This window comes from Novosphingobium sp. TH158 (assembly GCF_002855555.1).
Lineage (GTDB): Bacteria > Pseudomonadota > Alphaproteobacteria > Sphingomonadales > Sphingomonadaceae > Novosphingobium.
In genome coordinates, this window is sequence record NZ_PKRT01000001.1 from 2,287,451 (window position 1) to 2,307,728 (window position 20,278).

Here is a 20,278-nt window from a genome sequence, read left to right on the forward strand (position 1 = left end):
GATGGAAGTGCCCTTCCGCGCCGCACTGCTCGGCTGGCTTGCCGCCGATCCGGCCCTGTCAGCCGCGTTGAACGCCATTGTCGAGGAAGCGCCCTCGCGAACCGCCTTGCCCTGGCTTGCCGTGGTCGCCAGCGCCAGCGCCGATTGGAGCGTCAAGGACCGTCAGGGACGCGAGGTGCGTCTGGCGCTGGAACTGCATTGCCGGGGTGACCGGCCCGAAAGCGCCAGCACCCTTGTTGCCGGCATCGAAAGCCGCATCGCCGCGATGCTTCGCGCACAGGATGGCTTCGAGATCGTCTCCAGCCAGTTCCTGCGCAGCCGCGCGGAACAGCGCGCCGCCAACACCCGCGCGATCCTTATCGAATACCGGTTCCGCCTGATTGCGCCCTGATCCCAGCGCGCACCCGACACCCCCAATCCCGCCCAAGGAGACCCCATCATGTCCGCCCAGAAAGGCGCTGCCTTCCTCCTCAAGATTTCCGATGGCGCAACGCCGCCCGTCTATCGCACCGTGGCCGGTCTGCGGACCACGCAGATGTCGATCACCGGCGATACCGTGGTGATCACCAGTCGCGATTCCGGCGGCTGGCGCGAATTGCTCTCCGGGGCGGGTATCCGCCAGGTCTCCGTTTCCGCCGCCGGCATCTTCCTCGGCAGCGAGGCGGAAAACCAGATCCGCGGCCACGTGCTGGCCGGCACGATCGACGATTACGAGCTCAGCTTCGAGGACGGCGCAAGGATGCGCGGTCGCTTCCTTGTCCAGCGACTCGATTACTCGGGCGATTACAACGGCGAGCGCAACTACTCGCTGGTGCTGGAGAGCTCGGGTGAGGTGGTTCCCGCGTGAGTGCGGGCGCAAACCCGCTGCGGGGTGAAGCAGAACTTCTCGTCGCGGGCCGGCCGCGCGTGCTGCGCCCGACCTTTTCGGCGCTGGTCGCGGCGGAAGAGGAGCTCGGCCCCCTCTTTGCGCTCGTTGAGCGGGCCGGTGAAGGGCAGCTGCGGATCGCCGAGATGGCGGCACTTTTCTGGCATTGCCTGAACGACCGCGACGGACTGACCCGCGAGGTCGTGGGCGAGGCAGTGGCTCAGGCCGGCCTTGCCGCCTGTGCGCTGCCGCTGCGTGCGCTCCTCGCCCAGATCCTCCAGGGCCGGGCGTGAGCGAGGGGCGCTTCGGCACTTCCGCCCTGCGCTTCTGTTCGCTCGCCGCCCGTATGCTCGGCTGGCACCCCGCCGAATTCTGGGACGCAACCCCTGCAGAACTTGCCGCCATCCTCGCCCCGCAAGGCGCAGACGGCGGACTCTCGCGCAACGATCTCACCCGAATGATGGAGCAGGATAATGGCTGACACCGTCGATACGCTGCTTGTCGATGTGCGCGCCTCGACCCAGGGGTTTGCGCAGGACATCGCGCAGATGCGCGGCACCTTCGATGGCACGCTGCTCAGCGGCTTCGAACAGGCCGGCACTGTCCTTGAACGCGGACTGACCACAGCGATCCGCAAGGGCACTTTCGGCTTCGAAGACCTGCGCCGCATATCGCTTGGCATCATCAACGACATTGCTGCTCAGGCCACGCGAACCCTGTTCGATTCGATCGGGCTGGGTGGTTCGGCTGGCGGGGGTGGTGGCACGCTGGGCGGGCTGTTCGGCGGCCTTATCGGCGGCCTGCTCGGCCTGCCGGGCCGCGCGATCGGCGGGCCGGTTTCTCCGGGCAAGGGCTATGTGGTAGGTGAACGCGGCCCCGAACTGTTCGTGCCGACAAGTGCCGGCCGGATCGAGAACGCGCTGGGAGCAGGCGGGTCGCGCGATGTGCGCATCGCCATCAGCGTCAATGCTCCCACCGGGCCGGCGGCCAGTCAGGCCCTGCAGCGCTCCAGCCGGCAGGTTGCGAGCGCCGTGCGCCGCGCGCTGCGCGAATTCTGAGGATTTCCATCATGGCCTTCTGGCTTGCCACTGCCCGCGAAGGGCAGGAAACCGACTGGATCCAGCGCTTCGACCCGCGCTTCTGGACGATAGATTTCCCGCGTCCGATGATGGCCTCGGTGGTTGCATCGGCCCCCGATGCACTGCGCGTCGATGCGGTGTTCATGACCGAGGGCGATCTGGCCGGGCTGATCTGGTCCAGCGAGGACCTGCTCGATCACCCCCTTCTCGCCTATCGGACCGACCGCGACTATACCGGGGCCACGCTCTCCTTCCGCTGGCGCTCGTCCGGGGTCGTCGCGCTCGATGCCGTCAACGGCCCGACGCTCACCGTCGAGGGCCGGGACGCCGCCGGAACTGCCCGGACATGGTACGTCCGCCTGTGGAACTATGCACAGGGCACGGGCAGCGATGCGCAGGTGTCCCTGCCGTTCAGGGAGCTTGCCGCAGGCTGGGCCGCCTATGGCGAGGCGGTCCACCCGGCTGCGATCGACCGCCTCTTCATTTCGCTTGTCGCTCCCGGTTATGTCGCCGGAAGCAGCACCCCGCTGCCGGCTCCGGCAGAAGCCTGGGTCGAACTCACCGGGATCGCCTGCACCGGTGCGCGCTGCATACTGGAAATCGGGGATGTCGTAGTGCCGCCGCATGGTCTGGCCTGCGCGACAGCCTATGACGATGCCTGCAACCAGACGCCGCAACGCCTGCTGCGCAACCTGATTGGCCTGGGTTATCGGGGATCGGTGCTGCACTACCTGGGCATGAGCCACTTTTTCAGGCTCAGCGCACAGGCTGGCGCATTCCTCGTGGACCCGGCAGCGCCCGCTTTCTGCACCCCTGCCGTTCGCTGGCACCGCGCCTACTTCGCCGCCTGCACCGAGGCCGGCCTCTCGCCGATTGCCTCGCTGTCCTATGAATTGCTGGCGCAGCATTGCCCTGATGCCTGGCAGCAGCGCGCCCATGACGGCGCGCCTGCGCGCACCGGCTGGGATCCGCCATCGGCACTGCTTTCGCCTGCCAGCAGCGCCGCAATGGCCTGGTTGCAGAAGGTCGGAGCCGCCGCTGCGACGATGCTGCGCGAGGCCGGCGCCGCGGTTCGTTTCCAGATTGGCGAGCCGTGGTGGTGGGTCGACGGGCAGAGACGGATCTGCCTCTATGATGATGCCGCCAAGGCCGCCTTGGGAGGCAATCCGCCGGTAATTGCCGATCTCGCAGCCCCGCTGACTGCGCCGCAGAAGGCGCTGCTCGACCAGGCCGGCGCGCTGCTTGCAGCGTCGACTGCGGCGCTGCGCGATGCCGTGCGTGCCGCTGCCGCACCGCAAGCGGCAGAGGTCTTGCTGCTCAGCTTCCTGCCGACCGTACTCGATCCGGCGACACCTGAAGCCCTGCGCGCAAACCTTCCGACCGGCTGGGCCAGTCCCGCGTTCGACCGGCTGCAACTGGAAGACTACGACTGGCTGACCGCTGGCAAGTCCGCCCTGCGCCGCGCCGCTTATGCGCTGGCCAATGACAGGCTCGGCTATCCACCGGCCGAGCAGGATTATCTGGCGGGTTTCGTGCCTGCCGGCCGCGAACCCGATCTCTGGCTCGCGATCGACGAGGGCATAGACGAAGCCCAGGCACGCAGCGCTCACGAGGTCTTCGTCTGGGCCCTGCCGCAGGTCTGCCGCGACGGTTTCGTGCGCTTGCCCACCCCGCAGGAGGACAGCCCCATGCAGGCTTTCGATGATATTGCCTATCCGCTCGCCCTTGGCCGCGATGCCACGGTCATTCCGGAATTTTCGACCAGCGTTTCGGTGACTGCATCCGGGTTCGAGCGCCGTAACAGCCTGTGGTCGAATGCGCGGCTGCGCTTCGATGTCGGGCCTGGCATCCGGTCCGAACTGGAACTGGGCGAACTGATCGCCTTCTTCCGTGCCAGGCGCGGCGCTGCGCGCGGCTTCCGCCTGCGCGACCCCACCGATTTCAGCTCCAGCGGAATGACCGGAACGCCGACGCCGGCCGATCAGTTGCTTGGCATCGGCGACGATGTAACGGCCAGCTATCCATTGGTAAAACGGTATGGCGAGGGCGCAGAGGCGCAGCTGCGCCGCATCACCCGGCCGCTTGCCGAAAGCGTCCTGGTCCAGGTTGGCTCCTCGGTGCTGGCTACGGGCTGGACGCTCGATCCCCTGGGTGTGGTTACCTTCCAGACACCGCCCGCAAGCGGCGTCGAAGTGCGCGCCGGCTTCCTGTTCGACGTGCCGGTGCGCTTTGCCGAGGACAGCCTGCAGGTGTCGGGCTCCAGCTTTGCCGCCGGGGAAGCGCCGAGCGTGCCGGTTGTCGAAGTGCGCGAGGCATCATGAGCCGGGTCTGGTTTTCCCAGTCGCTGGAAACGGTTGCCACGTTCTGGCGCGTTGCACGGCGCGACGGGGTTACGCTGGGTTTCACCACCCACGATGGCGATCTGTGGTTCGATGGCGTGCTGCACCGGGCCGTGCCCGGAATGCTGCCCTCGGCCATCCGCCGCAGTGCCGATCTCGAGCCTGACAGTGCCGAAGTCGAAGGGGCGCTCAGCCACGATTCGATCTCCACGGCAGACCTTGCCGCAGGACGCTTCGATGGTGCGCGGGTTGCGATCGGTCTGGTCGACTGGCGCAGCCTCGAACGTCACGTGCTCTATCGCGGTGCGATCGGGCAGGTGGTGGAGGAAGACGGCCGGTTCAACGCCGATCTTGTCTCTCGCAAGGCGGAATTGCAGCGCGATCCCGTGCCTCGCACCAGTCCCACGTGCCGTGCTGCTTTCTGCGGCCCCGGCTGCGGCCTCTCCGCCGCCCGCTTCACGCACGATGCGCGGGTTGTCGGCTGCGGTCTCGATACCGGCATCATCGCGCTCGAAGGCATAGCGGTGACGCAGGACCTTGTTGCCGGAGCCCTGCGCTGGCTCGATGGTCCGCTGTCGGGCACCGGCTCCGAGATTGCCGGCGTTTCAGGCAATGGCGTCGTGCTTTCCCTGCCGCTCGATGTCGTCCCGCCGACCGGCACGCGGGTGCGCCTGCGCGAAGGTTGCGACCGGACCCTTGCGACCTGCAGCTCCAGGTTTGGCAACGCGGTGAATTTCCAGGGCGAACCGCATTTGCCGGGGAATGACCTGATAGCCCGCTATCCCGTGGCAAATCCATGAGTGGCGAGGCTTTGGCCCGCGCCGCCATGGCCTTTGTCGGCTGCCCCTTCAGGCTGCACGGCCGCGATCCGGCAGCGGGCCTCGACTGTATCGGGCTGATCGAGGCATCGCTCCTCGCCATTGGCAGGCCTGCCCGCCTGCCCAATCGTTACGCTTTGCGAACGGGCCGTTGGCATGGCCTGGACGAAATGGCGCAAAGCTGCGGCTTCGCCTTGGCTCCAGGCGCCGAATTGCCGGGCGACATCTGTCTGTTCCGGCCATCGGCCATGCAGATGCATTTTGCGATTACCGGGCCTGACGCCGCCATTCGGATCGAGGCCCATGCGGGGCTTCGCAAGGTCGTCGCCACCCCCACTTCCGCAAGCACACCGCTCCGCCGCTGGCGGATGGACTGAGGCAAGACAATGGCAACACTGCTTTTTACCGCACTCGGCTCGCTGTTCGGCGGCCCGATCGCCGGCGCGCTCGGTGCATTGGTCGGGCGCCAGCTTGATCGCGCGATCATCGGTACGCCGGGACGAGAAGGCCCGCGCCTCAAGGAGCTTTCGGTCACGACCTCAAGCTATGGTACACCGATTCCCCGGGTCCATGGCAGGATGCGGGTGCCCGGCACGATTATCTGGGCCACCGACCTGGTTGAGCATCGCGACAAGCAGGGGGGCGGCAAGGGCAAGCCCTCCTACACCACCTACAGCTACTCCGCCTCGCTTGCCGTCGCGCTGTCGAGCCGCCCGTTGCAGGGCATCGGACGGATCTGGGCCGATGGCAATCTCCTGAGGGGGGCTGCGGGGGACATGAAAGCGGGGGGTGAAATCCGCTTTTACAACGGCTTCGGCGACCAGCCGGTCGACCCCTTGCTGGTTGCGGCAGAAGGGGCCGGTGAATGCCCGGCCTATCGCGGGTTGTCCTACGTCGTGTTCGAGGACCTGCAACTCGGGGACTTCGGCAACCGCATTCCAGCGCTCACCTTCGAAGTCTTCACCAGCGAGGGCGAACTCACCGTTTCGAGCCTGCTTGACGGTGTCATCGACGACGTATCCGGCAATCTTCCGCTCGAGGGTGTTGAAGGTATTTCCTGCGAGGGCCCGCTGGCGGACCTGCTCGGTCAAATGGATGCGGTTTTTCCGCTCGACTGCGATGTGAGCGGCGATCGTCTCTCGCTTGGGAGGGAGGGCGCCAGTCCGGTGCGGGCCTTGTCCGATGCGACGATATCGGTTGCCGATGATGCCTTTGGCGCGCAGCAAGGCTTCAGTCGCAAGCGGCTTCCCCAGCCCTCTTCCCGGCCTGAAATCCTGCGCTATTACGACGTCGACCGTGATTACCAGCCGGGCCTTCAGCGGGCCCCTGGCCGGCCCGCAGCAGGTCAGCCGGCGACAATCGACCTTCCGGTCGCCATCGCCGCCGGCAACGCCCGATCGCTCATATCCCGCACGGCGCAACGGGCGGGGTGGGCGCGGCAATCGCTTTCCTGGCGCACCGCCGAACTCGATCCTGCCATTGCTCCCGGCAGTCTCGTGACCATTCCGGGCGAGCCCGGCGTCTGGCGGGTTGAAGAATGGGAATGGCGCGAATCCGGGCTGGAACTGGGACTCTGGCGCGCGCCGGCGATCGCACCCGCCCTTGTCGGAGGAGATTCCGGCAGGCTCAATCCGCCGCTCGACCAGCCTGTTGGCGAGACCATCCTGCAAGCCTTCGAGCTGCCATGGGATGGCAACGGACCGGGCGATAGTCCGCTGCTCTACGCCGCCGTTTCATCACCTGCCGCAGGCTGGCCGGGTGCTGCGCTCTTTGCCGATCAGGGCGATGGACAGCTCCAGCCACTGGGGGCAAGCGGGCGGACCCGGGCGACGATTGGCGAAGTTCTCGGCGTCCTGTCTCCAAGCTCTCCGCACGTGTTTGACCGGAACTCGCAGATCGAGGTCCGCCTCGCCTCGCCCACGATGGCGCTTTCCTCCGCCGATGCACGTGCGCTTGCGTTCGGGGCAAATCGCGCCTTGCTTTGCAGCGAGATCGTTCAGTTTGCCGGGGCGGTATCGCTTGGCAACGGGCATTGGCGGCTCTCGGGTTTCCTGCGCGGCCGCGGCGGCACCGAGGCGGTGATCGCCGGCCATGGCGTGAACGAACGCTTCGTCCTGCTCGATGGCACTCAGGTGCCTCTCGATCCGGGCATTGTCGGTGATCTGGCCGGGGTCACGATTGCTGCCCTGGGCCTCGGCGAAAGCCAGCCGGTGATCAGCCAGATCGCCTGTCGCGGCATTACCCGCCGGCCGCTCAGCCCGGTCCATCCGCGAATGGCGAGCGATGGCTCCGGGGGGCTGGTGCTGCGCTGGACGCGTCGGGCGCGCGGCGCATGGGGCTGGCCGGATGGCGTGGACCTGCCTCTCAACGAAGAAACCGAAAGCTACCAGGTGGTCTACGAATCCGCCGGGGTCGCGTTGGCCGCCTGGACGGTATTCGAACCGCGGATCGAGATTGCGGCAAGCCTGCTTGCAAGCCTCGTCGAGGCAAGTCCGGCCGGTAATTTCGCGGTGCGCCAGCAGGGCAGGCACGGCCTGTCCGAACCGCTGTTGTTTGCTGCAACGGCATGAAACACAGGAGGAAACCGAAATGACCGACCCGATTTTCCTGGATCAGGTTACCCCTCGACTGGCGCTGCCGATGCTGTTTGCCGGGCAATCCCAGAAGGAAATTTTTGTAAACGAGGCGCTCGTCCGGATCGATGCGCTTTGCCATTGCATCATCGAGGATGAAATTGCGTCCCCACCGGCTTCCGCGCCTGACGGCACAGCCTGGCTGGTGGGTTCCGGCGCGACCGGAGAATGGGCGGGGCGCGACGGGGCAATCGCCTTGCGCCAACTCGGGCAATGGCAGTTTTCTGCGCCTGTGGACGGTATGCGAATCACCAATCGGGCGACCGGGCAGGTCATCGGGCGAGTGGACGATGCATGGGTCAGGCCAGTCGCGCCGCAAGTCCCTTCCGGAGGTGCCACGATCGACATCGAAGCGCGCGCAACCATCGCTGAACTGATCGCCAGACTACGCGAAGCCGGAATCTTCGCCATTGCCTGACCAGCAATGGCGGGAGTCCCGGAAATCCGCCAATGCTGGGAGAATTGCCATGCATTTTCTTGACCAACGCGTGGAAAATGCGGCATTCCTGCAACAGGATGGGGCTTTGATCGCTTGCGCGGCAAACCCTTAGGCGATAGACAGTCGCCACTCGGTGGCAACAATTCCAAGAAGAGGGGAATTTGTAATGCGGAAACTGGTCATAGGGATGGCGCTGGCTTCGACTGCCCTCGCCACGCCGGCACTGGCCCGTGACGACTCGTGGTACGTCGAACTCGACGGCGGTGCGATGCTCGTCGAAGACCTGAAGTACGATATCGGCACCACGGCGAACGCCATGCAGGTCGATAACAAGTACGGCTACGATTTCGGCGGTATCGTCGGTTATGACTTCGGCATGTTCCGTCTCGAAGCGGAAGCCAGCTGGCGCGAAGCCGATCCGGACGTCCTGAATTCGACGATCCGCATTCCGGCTGCCGGCAGCGTTGCCAGCCTGAAGTCGGGCATCGGTCGTTACGACTACGTCGCCGGTGACACGAACGCGCTGAGCTTCATGCTCAACGGCCTGCTCGATTTCGGTCCCGATGATGGCCTCCAGGGCTTCATTGGCGGCGGTGTCGGCGTTGCACGCGTCGGCGCTCACTACTCGATCAACTCGGCTGGCCCGGGCATCGTCAACGACAGCGATTCGGGCTTCGCCTGGCAGGCTCTCGCTGGCGTCCGCGCACCGCTCAACGATCACTGGGATGTCGGTCTGAAGTATCGCTTCTTCAACGTGAACAACGTTGACATGGTCGATACCGGCGGTCGCGCAATGTCCACGCGCTTCCGTACTCACAGCCTGATGGGTTCGCTGACCTACAACTTCGGTGGTGCAGAACCGGTGGCTCCGCCGCCTCCGCCGCCGCCGCCGCCGCCGCCGCCGCCCCCGCCTCCCCCGCCGCCGCCGCCGCCTCCGCCGCCGCCGTGCAACAAGGGCCCGTACATCGTGTTCTTCGACTGGGATAAGTCGGACATCACGCCTGAGGCAGCGTCGATCCTCGACAACGCCATCTCGGCTTACGGCAATTGCGGTGGTGCGCAGATCATGCTCGCCGGTCACGCTGACCGCTCGGGTGCGCCCAAGTACAACATGGGCCTCTCGGCACGTCGCAATGACTCGGTCACTGCCTACCTGACCAGCCGTGGCGTCCCGGGCGGTGTCATCACCAGCCAGGCCTTCGGCGAAACGGTCCAGCGCGTCCCGACCGCCGACGGCGTTCGCGAGCTGCAGAACCGTCGCGTCGAGATCAACTACGGTCCGGGTTCGGGCAATTGATCTCAGCCGCTAGGCAAACGAATTGGGGGCCGGAGCAATCCGGCCCCTTTTTCTTTGCGCGATGCCCGGCGCAAACGCGCCCCGTCCGCCAACGATTCAAATTCCTGAAAGAGCGAAATCAGTCCGCGTAGCGGATTGGATCGACACGGCCAGCTTGGGCAAAACCCTGCTTGCGCAGGCGGCAGCTATCGCAGACACCGCAGGCCAGGTCACCGGGCTGGGGATCATAGCAGGACCAGCTCAGGGCGGGATCGAGCCCGAGCCGGAACGCCTCGCTGGCGATCTCGGCCTTGCTCATGAACTGCAAGGGCGCATGAATGGTAAAGCCCCGTCCCTCTACGCCGGCCTTTGTCGCCAGGTTGGCCAGATCGGTAAAGCCTGCGATGAATTCGGGACGGCAATCGGGATACCCCGAATAGTCGAGAGCATTGACGCCGATGAAAATATCGCGCGCACCCACTGCCTCCGCCCAGGCGAGCGTCAACGAGAGAAAGACCAGGTTTCTGGCCGGTACATAGGTAACCGGAATCTCATCTCCAACACCGGATGCCGGCACATCGATATCGTCCGTCAGAGCGGAACCGCCGAATTGCCGCAGGTCGAGCGGCAGGACCACATGCCGATCGGCACCCAACTCGCCGGCGATAGCCGAGGCTGACGATAACTCACGCCGATGACGCTGGTTATAGTCGATGGTCAGCGCAAACAGCCTGAACCCGGCCTCGCGGGCATGGCCGGCTGCGACCATGGAATCCAGACCACCTGATAGCAGCACAACGGCTGCAGGCCTCTCTGCGCTGCGATTTTCCATGATCACCGGCTAGACGCCCACTTGGTCGCGGGCAATTGATTTCAGCTCGTGCAGTCGCCGACCCGGCGCCCCTCAGCCGCGAAATCGAAGGGCAGACCGCCTGCGATGCCTTGCGACTGCAATTGCACCAGCTGATCGTTTTCCCGCCGGATCTGGGTGCGGCCATAACCGCGGCCTCGGCAGGTGTACTGTACGGTTACCTGGTTCGGCTGGTCATCAACGACGAGCCTTTCACAAGCCTGCTCGGGATGGCGCAGCTGGATCAGTCCCCGTCCGTCCTGAAGGCACACGCGCTCGACCTGATTCCGCTCGCCGCGAATGCGCAATTCCCAGCGACCGTCCGCCAGCTGGTCCAGCATGGTGAGCGGACGCTTTTGCCCGAGTGCCGGTGCTTGCGCCCCGACAGCCAGCATCGCCGCCAAAACCACTGCGGGTCGAAAGAACCCAGCCAGACTCATCGCGTCACTCCTGCGGGGCCGCATCGAGAAGCGTAGCCCGAGTAATACGTATAAACGAAAAAGCCGCTGCGACCAAGCGTGTTAAACCATCGACGAACTGTGCCTAGATTTCGATCCGGAAAAGGCGCGAACAAAAGGCGCAGTCGATAGAAACAAGCCCATCATCGTCCCGCATTTCGATGCGGTCTTCTTCCGCGAAACGCGACAGGATCGAACGATAGTGTTCCTCGGTACAACGACATCCGCGTGAGAGCCCGGATCCCGGCTCTACCCGGATCTCGGCCTCGTCGTGAAACAGGCGCCAGACAATAGCTTCCAGCGAAAGATCGCGGCTTGCAAGCTCGTCCGCTCGCACCGAACCGCCTAGCGCTGCAACGTGTTCCCATTCCGGATGGTCCATGCGGACATGCAACCTTTCGCGGCCCTCCTCACCATCAGGCAGGTGCTGGACCAGGAAGCCAGCGGCAATGCAGCCGCTGCTTCCGGCGCGCACGGCAATCCGGATCAGCGTGGGAATCTGTTCGGACTGAGCGAAATAGTTCTCGCAGGATTCCGCCAGCGTTACGCCGACCAGCGGCACGATGCCCTGGTATCGCTGTCCCGATTCGCCAATATCGAAGGTGACCGCCAGGTAGCCCGAGCCAAGCAGGCTGGTGAGCGAGGGCATGGCTTCCAGGGCTGCCAGCCGCTCGGCATCGTGACGCACATAGCCGCGAATCTCGCCCCCCCGGAAATCGCACACCAGAAGGTCGACGATACCGTCATCGCTCTGCGCCTGCAGCGTCAGCTGGCTGCCATCGTTCTTGAGCAGCGAACCCAGAAGCACCGTGACAACGAGCGCTTCGGCCAGCAACTGGCGAATTGCGACGGGATAGTCATGCGCGGAGAGGATCGTGTCCAGCACAGGACCAAGACGAACCACCCGTCCGCGCGCATTCCGCTCAGGCAGGGTGAAGGCCAGCACCCGGTCAAAACCGGTCTCGCCTTCAGGAATGCCCGCCTCCTCCGTCACAGCAGCCCCGCTGCCCAGAGCAGGATGCTCTTCTGCGCGTGGATACGGTTCTCCGCCTCGTCCCAGACAACCGATTGTGGGCCATCGATCACACCGTCAGTCACTTCCTCTCCGCGATGGGCAGGCAGGCAGTGCAGGAACAGGGCATCCCCCTTTGCGCGGGCCATAAGGTCTTCGTTGACCTGGAACGGCGTCATCGCAGCAATGCGGGCTTCGGCTCCGGTCTGGCCCATGGAAACCCAGGTGTCCGTCACAACCACATCCGCACCATCAACGGCCGAGGCGGCATCGCGGTGGGTGGTGATGACCGCGCCGGCGGCCTGTGCCCTGGCGACGAAATCCCGATCGCAGTCATACCCATCTGGCACGCCGATACGGACGTTGAACTTCATCAGCCCCGCCGCTTCGACGATCGAGTTGAGCACGTTGTTACCATCGCCAAGCCAGGCGACTTCAAGTCCGGGCAGGGCCTTGCCGTGCTCGATCACCGTCAGCAGATCGGCAACGATCTGGCAGGGGTGGGAAAGGTCGGTCAGGCCATTGATCACCGGTACCGTGGCATGAGCAGCCATCTCCTCGACCTTCGCGTGATCGTCGGTGCGGATCATGATTGCATCGACCATGCGGCTGAGAACCCGCGCGGTGTCGGCAATTGTTTCGCCCCGGCCGAGCTGCATCGAACCGGCTTCCATCACGATGGCTCCGCCACCCAGCTGGCGCATCGCCATATCGAAGCTGACGCGAGTTCGCGTCGAACTCTTCTCGAAAATCATGGCCAGCGTACGCCCGGCGAGAGGCGCATCGCGATCGGCCGCGCCCTTGGGCATGCCGGTGCGCGCGTACTTGCGCGACAAGGCATCGTTGATCATGGCGGCGACGGCATCGCCGCCGGCATCTGCGAGGTTCAGGAAGTGGCGCGTGGTCATGCCGGTGCATCCGCCTTGTAGCTCGCTGCTGCGGCAGAGAGCTTTTCCATGAATTCATCGACGTGGGCATCGTCGATCACGAGCGGCGGCACGAGCCGGAAGGTGTTGTCACCACCAGACACCGTAAGCAACTGGTGGTTGTCGCGCATGTGAGCCACGAAGCCGCGCGGTTCGGGCTTCATCTTCACGCCCAGCATCAGCCCCTTGCCGCGGACTTCCTCGAACAGTTCGGGATAGTTGCCGATGAACTGTTCCAGCCGGGCCCGCACCTTGTCACCCATGGTGCGGACGCGATCGAGAAATTCCTCATTTGCCACGGCATCGAGCACGGCTTCGCCAGCGGCCATCGCCAGCGGATTGCCGCCATAGGTCGATCCATGCGTACCGATCACCATTCCCCTGGCTGCCTTCTCGGTGGCAAGGCAGGCGCCCAGCGGGAAGCCGCCGCCGATACCCTTTGCGCTGGCGAGAATATCCGGTTCGATGCCGTAATGCTCATAGGCGAAGAACTTGCCGGTGCGGGCATAGCCGCACTGCACTTCGTCCAGCACGAGCATCAGGTCATGCTCGTCAGCCAATGCGCGCAGGCCCTTCATGAATTCGTCCGAGGCCGGGCGGATGCCGCCTTCGCCCTGGACGGGCTCGACCAGGAAGCCTGCCGTGTTGGGGCCGATTGCCGCCTTCGCTGCCTCAAGGTCGTCGAATTCGACGTATTTGAACCCGGCGAGCAGCGGCAGGAACCCCTTGTGCATCTTTTCCTGGTTCGATGCGCTGATGGTCGCCAGCGTGCGGCCGTGGAAGGCGTTCTTGAAGGTGATCAGCTCGTACTTGTGGTCGTTCCCGACATGCTGGTGGTAGGCGCGCGCGGTCTTGATCGCGCATTCCACCGCTTCCGCACCTGAATTGGTGAAGAACACGGTGTCGGCAAAGGTCAGGTCGACGATCCGCTGGGCAAGGTGTTCGCCCTGGGGGCTGCCATAGAGGTTCGATACGTGCATCAGCGTTTCGGCCTGGCTCTGGATCGCGCCAATCAGGCCCTTGTGCGAATGGCCAAGGATGTTCACGGCGATGCCTGCCGCGAAGTCGAGATAACGTTGCCCGTCTTCGCCGATCAGGTGGCAGTGGTCGCCCTGTACGGGCCGGAACGCGCACCGCGGGTAAACTGGCATCAGCGGGGTAATCGACATCGAACGTATCCTTTGAATTCCAGAAATTGGCAGAACTGGGGAACGCAAACGACAAATGGCGACTCCATACGGAGCCGCCATTGCCACGCGTTTATTCGGTTGCGCGCCGCCGGTCAATTTCCGGCAGCGGTGCGCCGGCTGTCAGTCCTGGCGCGGCACCAGGTTGACCGCCGAGTACTTGCCTCGTCGATCGACCTCGATGTCGAATTCAAGCCGGTCGCCTTCATTCAGGTCGCGAAGACCCGAACGCTCGACCGCGCTGATGTGGACGAACGCATCCGGCTGGCCATCATCACGGGTGATGAAACCGAAGCCCTTCATCGAATTGAAGAACTTCACCGTGCCGGTCGCCTTTTCACCGGTCAGCTGGCGCTGGGGCGCAGCTTCGCGCTTTTCAACGGCGATCACATCGCCCACGACCGAGAGGTCGCTGGCAGAAATCTTGCCGCCGCGGTCAACCAGCGTGAACTCAAGCCCCTGGCCTTCGGCCAGGCCTTCAAGCCCGGCACGCTCGACCGCGCTGATGTGGACGAAGACGTCTTCGCCGCCACCTTCCTGCTGGATGAAGCCGAAGCCCTTCTGTGCGTTGAAGAACTTGACGACGCCCTTGCCCTGGCCAACGACCTGGGCCGGCATGCCGCCGCCACCGCCACCGCGGGGACCGCCGCCGAAGCCGCCGCCGCCACCGCGGGGGCCGCCGCCGAAGCCGCCGCGATCGCCGCCGCCGAAGCCGCCGCGCGGGCCGCCGCCGCCAAAGCGATCACCACCGCCGCCAAAGCGATCACCACCGCCGCCGAAGCGGTCGCCGCCACCAAAGCGGTCACCACCGCCCATGAACGGGTCGAAATTATCCTCTCCGAAACCGTCCCGCTTGTCGCGTCCCCGGCCGCGACGTCCTCTATCGAAACCCATAAACCTGCAATTACCTTCGCTTCGCCCAGTCATCACTGCCCAAACGACGCGGACGAGACGCGTTGGGCGACAGGACGAGCACCCACCTTTGCAAGCGGCACTCCCCTCTGCAAAATCGGGCATAACCTAAAAAAACCGCAAGAGCGAATCGAATCCGTGCATGGGCTATTTGTCGGAGAGGCGTGACATTTCTGCACGACGGGGCGGGGCATGCCGGTGAACGTGCTTGCCAGCCGATCAGCGCGCGACATAGAAGCTGCGCGATTGTTTTCGGGCCAGCAGGAAGGCAGGACATGTTTCGCAAGTTGACCGACCGGGTTTATGCCAGTCCGCAGATCGAACTGGCCGATGTGACGCAGGCGGCGGCCGAGGGCTTCGCCCTGATCATCAACAACCGCCCTGAGGGCGAAAGTGCAGACCAGACGCCCGGCAGCGAGATCGAGGCGGCTGCCGCTGCCGCCGGCCTTGGATACGTTGCCATCCCGGTCACCCACGCGGGCTTCAGCGAGCCGCAGGTTCGCGCCATGGCCGATGCGCTGGCGGGCGAAGGCAAGGTGTTGGCCTATTGCCGGTCCGGCACGCGCTCGACCCTGCTCTGGGCCCTGGCCGAGGCAAGCCGCGGGGAAGATCCCGAAGCCCTGGCCGTTGCGGCAGCGGGGGCGGTATACGATCTTGGCCCGGTCCGTTCACTCCTCGACATGCTTTCGGCACAGGCCAGGTGATCGCGACCCTGGTCCAGATTGCCGTTTCCCTGTTCGCCGTGCTTGCCCTTGCGGCTCTGGCGAGGCGCATGAGCCTTGGCGGCGATGTCCGCTTGCGCGACAAGGCCGAGGCCTGCGCCCTTGCTGAAGCCGCAGTCTGCGGCTTTTCTCCGGTTGAGGTGACGCTGGACAAGGCGGGGATCGGCGCGCTGCTACGCGATGCGCAGGACCGGGTGATGTTGCTCAAGCGGCACGGCGCCCACTTTGCCGCCCGCCTGCTTGCCAGCCACGAAGGCCTGCGGCTCGACCGGAATTTCCTCACCATCTCGACGGGCGAGCGCACCTTCGGCACGGTAACGCTCGACCTTGGCGGCGAAGCACAGGCCTGGGCAGGTAGCCTGCGCCGGTTGGGCAAGGCGCGATGAAATTCGATCCCGTCACCCTCGCGACGCCCGCCTTCCTGATCCTCATCGTGATCGAGATGCTGTGGGCGCGCAGGAAAAGGCCGGCGGCCTACGAGCCCGCCGATACGCTCGTTTCGCTGCTCATGGGATTGGGCAGCGTGGTGGCGGGAATGCTGACCGGCTGGCTGGTGCTGGAAGTGATGTTCGCAGCCTTTGAGCTGCGCCCGCTTACCGTTAGCTGGGAATGGTGGGCGTGGATCGCCTGCTTCGTGCTTGATGACCTTGCCTATTACTGGATCCATCGCACCGGCCACCGCGTCCGCTGGTTCTGGGCCAGCCATGTCAATCATCATTCCAGCCAGCACTACAACCTCTCGACCGCGCTCAGGCAAAGCTGGACCGGGTTCATCGCGCTGGGCTTCCTGTTCCGCGTGCCGCTGGCGCTTGCCGGTTTTCATCCCCTGATGATCGCTACCTGCGTGGGCGTGAACCTGACCTACCAGTTCTGGATTCACACAGAGGCTATCGGCCGCATGCCCCGGTGGTTTGAGGCCGTGTTCAACACGCCGGGATTCCACCGCGTTCACCACGCCGTCAATCCGCAGTACCTCGACCGGAATTATGCCGGCGTGTTCATCGTCTGGGATCGCCTTTTCGGCACCTTTCAGCCCGAGCAGGAGGGGGTGCGCATCCACTATGGGATCGTCAGGCAGCTTGGCAGTTTCAACCTGCTGTGGACTGCTTTCCACGAATGGATCGGCATTGCCCGTGACGTTTGGACTGCCCCGTGGCGGCACAAGCTTTCCTACATCTGGCGCGTCCCGGGCTGGACCCATGACGGCAGCCGCGACACCAGCGACGCGATCCGTCAACGCTGGCTGTCCCGCCAATCGGACTGACCTTCCCCCGGCTACTTGCCGATAACAAAAAAGGGCCCGGAAGCGGCTGGCTTCCGGGCCTTGTAGTTGCGTTCGCAGGAGGAACGTCGGGAGGCGGGACCGAGAGGAGGAGAGGAGGAGAGCTCCCGATCCCGCCAAGTTCGGGACAAGCGCTTAGTAGTTGTATGCGCGCTCGCCGTGTTCGTTGAGGTCGAGGCCTTCGCGCTCGGCATCTTCGCTGGGGCGCAGTCCGAAGACCTTGTCGATGGCGAAGAACAGCACGGCGGAGACCAGGCCCGACCAGACCAGGGTCAGGCTGACCGCCTTGATCTGCGTGACCAGCTGTGCGGCCATGTCATAGGTGCCGGGAACGGCGGGGAACTTCGTGTAATCGAAGAAGCCCTGGCCGCCGAGCGCCGGGTCGGCGACGATGGCGGTGCCGATGGCGCCGACGATGCCGCCCACGCAGTGCACGCCGAAGACATCGAGCGTATCGTCGTACTTCAGCTTGTTCTTCACCGTGGAGACGAAGAAGTAGCAGATCGGCGAAACGATCAGGCCAAGGGCAATGGAGGTCATCGGAGCCGCGAAGCCGGAGGCCGGGGTGATCGCGACGAGGCCGGCGACGGCACCCGTGGCGGCACCCAGCATCGAGGGCTTGCCGTGGTGGGCCTGCTCGACGAGCGACCAGGAAAGCGCGGCGGCAGCCGTGGCGACGAAGGTGTTGATGAAGGCCACCGCGGTCACGCCGTTGACTTCGAGGTTGGAGCCAGCGTTGAAGCCGAACCAGCCCACCCACAGCAGCGAAGCGCCGATCATCGTCATGGTCAGCGAGTGTGGGGGAGTGGCTTCCTTGCCAAAGCCCAGGCGCTTGCCGATCATGAGGCAGCCCACAAGGCCTGCGATACCGGCGTTGATGTGCACCACCGTGCCACCGGCGAAGTCCAGCGCACCCCAGCCCCAGAGCAGACCGGCATCGGTCGGTGCATCAGGCAGGAAGTCCGGTCCGGCCCAGTACCAAACCATGTGCGCGATCGGGAAATAGGCGATCGTCAGCCACAGGACAGTGAACAGCATCAGCGGCCAGAACTTGATGCGTTCGGCAAAGGCGCCGACGATCAGGGCCGGCGTGATGCAGGCGAAGGTCATCTGGAAAATGACGAAAACGAATTCAGGCAGGTAGACGTTGTTCGAGAACGTCGCGGCATAGGTCGAAGCCGAAACACCCTGGAGGAACGCCTTGTCGAAGCCGCCGACCAGCGATGGCCAGGGCGTGTTGGTAGAGGTGAAGGCCATCGTATAGCCCCAGCCCACCCACACGAGGGCGGCCACGCTGACGATCATGAAAACCTGCATCAGCACCGAAAGCATGTTCTTGGTGCGGACCAGGCCGCCGTAGAACAGCGCCAGTGCGGGGATGCTCATCAGCAGCACGAGGACCGAGCTGACCAGCATCCAGCTGGTATCGCCCTTGTTCACCATGGTAGCCATTTGCTCGACTGTCGGCGCCTTGATAGGCCCAGCGGCAGCGGCCTCCTGTGCGAAGGCGGCGGTGGCGGTGAGCAGCGAAGTGCCTACAGCGCCGGCGCCGCAAATCAGTTTGCGGAACATTGTGTTTTCCCTCCTGTCGGATTGGCGCGTCACAGCGCTGTATCCCCGGCTTCGCCGGTGCGAATGCGCACGGCCTGCGCGAGGTCGAGGACGAAGATCTTGCCGTCGCCGATGGCCGATGTGCTTGCCACTTGCTGGATGGTTTCGACCACCTGGGGTGCAAGATCGTTGCTTGCGGCAATCTCGATCTTCACCTTGGGCAGCATGTTGGTGGAATATTCTGCCCCGCGGTAAATCTCGGTCTGCCCCTTTTGCCTTCCGAAGCCTTTGACTTCAGACACTGTCATGCCGGCAATCCCGATCGAACCGAGCGCTTCGCGCACTTCGTCGAGCTTGAACGGCTTGATAATGGCGATGATGAATTTCATGCCTGTTTCCTGTCAGCCTGCCGGACCCGCTCCGGCTGGACTGACTTCGCAAAGCGCGTGCCAGAATTAGAAAAATAAAGAAATTCAGGTAAATAAGGAAAACGATAGTCAGGCAATGCTGCGATGCAGCGCCCGATTCGCAAGCATGTGCCTAAAAATTAGGCAGTGATGAGCTCGGCGAAAACGGGCAAATGATCCGATGCACGGGCGGCGAGGGGGCTGTGATGCACACCCTTGCGCAGGCACTGCCATTCGCTCGAGACGACGATCCGGTCCAATGCAGCAACGGGCTGCCGGGTCGGGAAGGAATTGCCCGGCGTCAGCAGGTGCCAGCCATTGTCGACCTCGCGCATCGCCCCGCGTGCGTGCGACCACTGGTTGAAATCGCCCATCAGGACGGCAGGCGCGGTCCGTCCGCAATTGGCAATGTGGTTGAGCACTGCGCGAAGCTGGTGCCGGCGGCGCAGGCCTGACAGGTCAAGGTGCATACCCACCACCAGCAGGCGTTTCCCGGCAATCGACAGTTCCGCGCAGACGGCGCCCCGCGGCTCGAGCGTGGGCAAGGGCACCGGCTCGGCGTGGATCACCTCGATCTCTCGGCGCACCAGCAGGGCATTGCCGTGCCAGCCGATCGAATCCGGGCGCATGCGAAGCGGCACCGCTTTCCACGGCGAATGATCGTCGATGGCCTGTCGCGGCAGGACGCTGGCCCGGTCGCCAAAGCGCAGGTCCGCTTCCTGAAGCGCGATCACATCGGCATCGATCTCGCGCAGGACCGCAAGGATGCGATCGGGATCCCGCCTGCGGTCAAGCCCCACGGCCTTGTGAATGTTGTAGCTGGCAACCTTGATATGCACGGGATCGGGTTCAGCCTGTCTCGCCGGGGATGTAGCGGTCCGTCGGCCGCGCGGGAAGGCCATCGATGCTGCGGGTGCGCGATCCGTACTTGGCGGTCCATTCACCGGCGTCCTTGCCGCTGTGGAACTTCACCAGCGTTTCGCGGTGCCGCTCGTGCGACATCATCGGTACGCCCCAGCCGCAGCTCGTCTGCACGCTTTCCACGGCAATGTCGAAGATCTGGCGGGTGCCCGGCAGCAGGGTGAAATGGGGGGCAAGTTCCGGCCAGTCTGGATCGGCAGGCAACACGGGCCGGCCGCGCCCGTAGATTCGCAGGATAAGCGCCGGCTGGTCGAAATTGCACATCATCACCGTGATGCGGCCGTCTGCCAGCAGGTGGGCGTTGGTCTCGTTGCCCGAACCTGCAAGGTCCAGGTAGGCAACGCGGCGGGGCGAGAGCACGCGGAACGTATCGGCCAGCCCCTTGGGGCTGAGGTTTATCCGCCCCTCGCTCGCGGAAGTGGCGACAAAATAGACCGATTGTTTGTCGATCATCTCGACATGGCTGGCCGTCAGGCTATCTGTGAACTCGGCCATGCGAACATGGCTAGACCAAGCGGCGCGGCTTGAACAGGCCCGCGTCCCGCCAGGACAGGGAAGCGACAGTTGAGCGAGAACGAAGCCGGGCGGAAGACCTATTCCC

General features: G+C 64.6%; 24 protein-coding genes. 14 read left to right on the forward strand and 10 right to left on the reverse strand.

Annotated features, from left to right (window positions below; translation table 11 throughout):
* Position 1: 1 nt before the first annotated feature.
* From C0V78_RS11335 to C0V78_RS11385, 11 genes are all read left to right on the forward strand, one after another.
* On the forward strand, positions 2–391 hold the full coding sequence (locus C0V78_RS11335; protein ID WP_101798333.1) for a DUF3168 domain-containing protein: 390 nt from the start codon (positions 2–4) through the stop codon (positions 389–391).
* Positions 392–439: 48 nt separating this feature from the next.
* A complete protein-coding gene (locus tag C0V78_RS11340) occupies positions 440–847 on the forward strand; it encodes a phage major tail protein, TP901-1 family (RefSeq protein WP_101797812.1) in 408 nt (135 codons plus the stop codon).
* Positions 844–1,158, forward strand: a complete 315-nt coding sequence (locus C0V78_RS11345; protein ID WP_101797813.1) for a gene transfer agent family protein — start codon at positions 844–846, stop codon at positions 1,156–1,158. The genes C0V78_RS11340 and C0V78_RS11345 overlap by 4 nt, the downstream gene beginning before the upstream one ends.
* Complete coding sequence (locus C0V78_RS11350; RefSeq protein ID WP_254049898.1) at positions 1,155–1,346, forward strand: phage tail assembly chaperone; 192 nt, start codon at positions 1,155–1,157, stop codon at positions 1,344–1,346. Before C0V78_RS11345 ends, C0V78_RS11350 begins: the two co-directional genes overlap by 4 nt.
* Positions 1,339–1,923 carry a tail tape measure protein gene (locus C0V78_RS11355; RefSeq protein WP_101797815.1) on the forward strand — a complete coding sequence of 195 codons (585 nt, stop codon included), beginning with the start codon at positions 1,339–1,341 and terminating at the stop codon, positions 1,921–1,923. The genes C0V78_RS11350 and C0V78_RS11355 overlap by 8 nt, the downstream gene beginning before the upstream one ends.
* A gap of 11 nt (positions 1,924–1,934) precedes the next feature.
* Entirely contained in the window at positions 1,935–4,265 is a 2,331-nt protein-coding gene (locus C0V78_RS11360) for a DUF2460 domain-containing protein (protein WP_101797816.1), read from the forward strand.
* On the forward strand, positions 4,262–5,083 hold the full coding sequence (locus C0V78_RS11365; protein ID WP_101797817.1) for a DUF2163 domain-containing protein: 822 nt from the start codon (positions 4,262–4,264) through the stop codon (positions 5,081–5,083). Before C0V78_RS11360 ends, C0V78_RS11365 begins: the two co-directional genes overlap by 4 nt.
* On the forward strand, positions 5,080–5,478 hold the full coding sequence (locus tag C0V78_RS11370; RefSeq protein ID WP_144039884.1) for a hypothetical protein: 399 nt from the start codon (positions 5,080–5,082) through the stop codon (positions 5,476–5,478). The genes C0V78_RS11365 and C0V78_RS11370 overlap by 4 nt, the downstream gene beginning before the upstream one ends.
* A gap of 9 nt (positions 5,479–5,487) precedes the next feature.
* Complete coding sequence (locus C0V78_RS11375; protein WP_101797819.1) at positions 5,488–7,671, forward strand: phage tail protein; 2,184 nt, start codon at positions 5,488–5,490, stop codon at positions 7,669–7,671.
* Between the two features lie 19 nt (positions 7,672–7,690).
* Positions 7,691–8,152 (forward strand): DUF2793 domain-containing protein, encoded by a 462-nt coding sequence (locus C0V78_RS11380; protein WP_101797820.1) that lies wholly within the window; start codon positions 7,691–7,693, stop codon positions 8,150–8,152.
* Between the two features lie 187 nt (positions 8,153–8,339).
* On the forward strand, positions 8,340–9,470 hold the full coding sequence (locus C0V78_RS11385; protein ID WP_101797821.1) for an OmpA family protein: 1,131 nt from the start codon (positions 8,340–8,342) through the stop codon (positions 9,468–9,470).
* 118 nt (positions 9,471–9,588) lie between these two features.
* Here the strand turns inward: C0V78_RS11385 and queC are convergent, their stop codons facing one another.
* From queC to C0V78_RS15265, 6 genes are all read right to left on the reverse strand, one after another.
* Positions 9,589–10,281: a 7-cyano-7-deazaguanine synthase QueC gene (gene queC, locus C0V78_RS11390; protein ID WP_101797822.1), complete on the reverse strand. Its 693-nt coding sequence runs from the start codon at positions 10,279–10,281 to the stop codon at positions 9,589–9,591.
* 41 nt (positions 10,282–10,322) lie between these two features.
* Positions 10,323–10,739, reverse strand: a complete 417-nt coding sequence (locus C0V78_RS11395) for a hypothetical protein (protein WP_254049899.1) — start codon at positions 10,737–10,739, stop codon at positions 10,323–10,325.
* 103 nt (positions 10,740–10,842) lie between these two features.
* Positions 10,843–11,751 carry an Hsp33 family molecular chaperone HslO gene (locus C0V78_RS11400; RefSeq protein WP_101797823.1) on the reverse strand — a complete coding sequence of 303 codons (909 nt, stop codon included), beginning with the start codon at positions 11,749–11,751 and terminating at the stop codon, positions 10,843–10,845.
* Complete coding sequence (gene argF / locus C0V78_RS11405; protein WP_101797824.1) at positions 11,748–12,677, reverse strand: ornithine carbamoyltransferase; 930 nt, start codon at positions 12,675–12,677, stop codon at positions 11,748–11,750. Before argF ends, C0V78_RS11400 begins: the two co-directional genes overlap by 4 nt.
* Complete coding sequence (locus C0V78_RS11410) at positions 12,674–13,864, reverse strand: aspartate aminotransferase family protein (protein WP_101797825.1); 1,191 nt, start codon at positions 13,862–13,864, stop codon at positions 12,674–12,676. The genes argF and C0V78_RS11410 overlap by 4 nt, the downstream gene beginning before the upstream one ends.
* Positions 13,865–14,005: 141 nt before the next feature.
* Entirely contained in the window at positions 14,006–14,776 is a 771-nt protein-coding gene (locus C0V78_RS15265; RefSeq protein WP_101797826.1) for a cold-shock protein, read from the reverse strand.
* Between the two features lie 293 nt (positions 14,777–15,069).
* Between C0V78_RS15265 and C0V78_RS11420 the strand changes: the two genes are divergently transcribed.
* Genes C0V78_RS11420 through C0V78_RS11430 form a run of 3 tightly spaced genes read left to right on the forward strand, consistent with a single transcriptional unit; the run spans position 15,070 to position 16,780 of the window.
* Positions 15,070–15,498, forward strand: coding sequence for a TIGR01244 family sulfur transferase (locus C0V78_RS11420; RefSeq protein WP_101797827.1), 429 nt, complete (start codon positions 15,070–15,072; stop codon positions 15,496–15,498).
* Positions 15,495–15,902 carry a hypothetical protein gene (locus C0V78_RS11425; protein ID WP_101797828.1) on the forward strand — a complete coding sequence of 136 codons (408 nt, stop codon included), beginning with the start codon at positions 15,495–15,497 and terminating at the stop codon, positions 15,900–15,902. The genes C0V78_RS11420 and C0V78_RS11425 overlap by 4 nt, the downstream gene beginning before the upstream one ends.
* Positions 15,899–16,780 carry a sterol desaturase family protein gene (locus C0V78_RS11430; protein WP_101797829.1) on the forward strand — a complete coding sequence of 294 codons (882 nt, stop codon included), beginning with the start codon at positions 15,899–15,901 and terminating at the stop codon, positions 16,778–16,780. Before C0V78_RS11425 ends, C0V78_RS11430 begins: the two co-directional genes overlap by 4 nt.
* 153 nt (positions 16,781–16,933) lie before the next feature.
* Here C0V78_RS11430 and C0V78_RS11435 read toward each other — a convergent pair whose 3' ends face one another.
* The 4 genes from C0V78_RS11435 to C0V78_RS11450 all read right to left on the reverse strand — a co-directional run bounded on the left by C0V78_RS11435 (position 16,934) and on the right by C0V78_RS11450 (position 20,172).
* Positions 16,934–18,370, reverse strand: coding sequence for an ammonium transporter (locus C0V78_RS11435; protein WP_101797830.1), 1,437 nt, complete (start codon positions 18,368–18,370; stop codon positions 16,934–16,936).
* 29 nt (positions 18,371–18,399) lie between these two features.
* Positions 18,400–18,738: a P-II family nitrogen regulator gene (locus tag C0V78_RS11440; protein ID WP_101797831.1), complete on the reverse strand. Its 339-nt coding sequence runs from the start codon at positions 18,736–18,738 to the stop codon at positions 18,400–18,402.
* 158 nt (positions 18,739–18,896) lie between these two features.
* The gene (locus tag C0V78_RS11445; RefSeq protein ID WP_101797832.1) at positions 18,897–19,595 is read right to left on the reverse strand and encodes an endonuclease/exonuclease/phosphatase family protein; all 699 of its coding nucleotides are present in this window, start codon (positions 19,593–19,595) and stop codon (positions 18,897–18,899) included.
* Positions 19,596–19,605: 10 nt separating this feature from the next.
* Positions 19,606–20,172 carry a pyridoxamine 5'-phosphate oxidase family protein gene (locus C0V78_RS11450; protein ID WP_101797833.1) on the reverse strand — a complete coding sequence of 189 codons (567 nt, stop codon included), beginning with the start codon at positions 20,170–20,172 and terminating at the stop codon, positions 19,606–19,608.
* Positions 20,173–20,278 lie beyond the last annotated feature (106 nt).

What these genes read in the sequence shown, in the direction of transcription:
- C0V78_RS11335 (WP_101798333.1), top strand. Translation starts at nt 2, where the DNA reads ATGGAAGTGCCCTTCCGCGCCGCACTGCTCGGCTGGCTTGCCGCCGAT.
- C0V78_RS11340 (WP_101797812.1), top strand. Translation starts at nt 440, where the DNA reads ATGTCCGCCCAGAAAGGCGCTGCCTTCCTCCTCAAGATTTCCGATGGC.
- C0V78_RS11355 (WP_101797815.1), top strand. Translation starts at nt 1,339, where the DNA reads ATGGCTGACACCGTCGATACGCTGCTTGTCGATGTGCGCGCCTCGACC.
- C0V78_RS11360 (WP_101797816.1), top strand. Translation starts at nt 1,935, where the DNA reads ATGGCCTTCTGGCTTGCCACTGCCCGCGAAGGGCAGGAAACCGACTGG.
- C0V78_RS11365 (WP_101797817.1), top strand. Translation starts at nt 4,262, where the DNA reads ATGAGCCGGGTCTGGTTTTCCCAGTCGCTGGAAACGGTTGCCACGTTC.
- C0V78_RS11370 (WP_144039884.1), top strand. Translation starts at nt 5,080, where the DNA reads ATGAGTGGCGAGGCTTTGGCCCGCGCCGCCATGGCCTTTGTCGGCTGC.
- C0V78_RS11375 (WP_101797819.1), top strand. Translation starts at nt 5,488, where the DNA reads ATGGCAACACTGCTTTTTACCGCACTCGGCTCGCTGTTCGGCGGCCCG.
- C0V78_RS11380 (WP_101797820.1), top strand. Translation starts at nt 7,691, where the DNA reads ATGACCGACCCGATTTTCCTGGATCAGGTTACCCCTCGACTGGCGCTG.
- C0V78_RS11385 (WP_101797821.1), top strand. Translation starts at nt 8,340, where the DNA reads ATGCGGAAACTGGTCATAGGGATGGCGCTGGCTTCGACTGCCCTCGCC.
- queC (WP_101797822.1), bottom strand. Translation starts at nt 10,281, where the DNA reads ATGGAAAATCGCAGCGCAGAGAGGCCTGCAGCCGTTGTGCTGCTATCA.
- C0V78_RS11395 (WP_254049899.1), bottom strand. Translation starts at nt 10,739, where the DNA reads ATGAGTCTGGCTGGGTTCTTTCGACCCGCAGTGGTTTTGGCGGCGATG.
- argF (WP_101797824.1), bottom strand. Translation starts at nt 12,677, where the DNA reads ATGACCACGCGCCACTTCCTGAACCTCGCAGATGCCGGCGGCGATGCC.
- C0V78_RS11410 (WP_101797825.1), bottom strand. Translation starts at nt 13,864, where the DNA reads ATGTCGATTACCCCGCTGATGCCAGTTTACCCGCGGTGCGCGTTCCGG.
- C0V78_RS15265 (WP_101797826.1), bottom strand. Translation starts at nt 14,776, where the DNA reads ATGGGTTTCGATAGAGGACGTCGCGGCCGGGGACGCGACAAGCGGGAC.
- C0V78_RS11420 (WP_101797827.1), top strand. Translation starts at nt 15,070, where the DNA reads ATGTTTCGCAAGTTGACCGACCGGGTTTATGCCAGTCCGCAGATCGAA.
- C0V78_RS11430 (WP_101797829.1), top strand. Translation starts at nt 15,899, where the DNA reads ATGAAATTCGATCCCGTCACCCTCGCGACGCCCGCCTTCCTGATCCTC.
- C0V78_RS11435 (WP_101797830.1), bottom strand. Translation starts at nt 18,370, where the DNA reads ATGTTCCGCAAACTGATTTGCGGCGCCGGCGCTGTAGGCACTTCGCTG.
- C0V78_RS11440 (WP_101797831.1), bottom strand. Translation starts at nt 18,738, where the DNA reads ATGAAATTCATCATCGCCATTATCAAGCCGTTCAAGCTCGACGAAGTG.
- C0V78_RS11450 (WP_101797833.1), bottom strand. Translation starts at nt 20,172, where the DNA reads ATGGCCGAGTTCACAGATAGCCTGACGGCCAGCCATGTCGAGATGATC.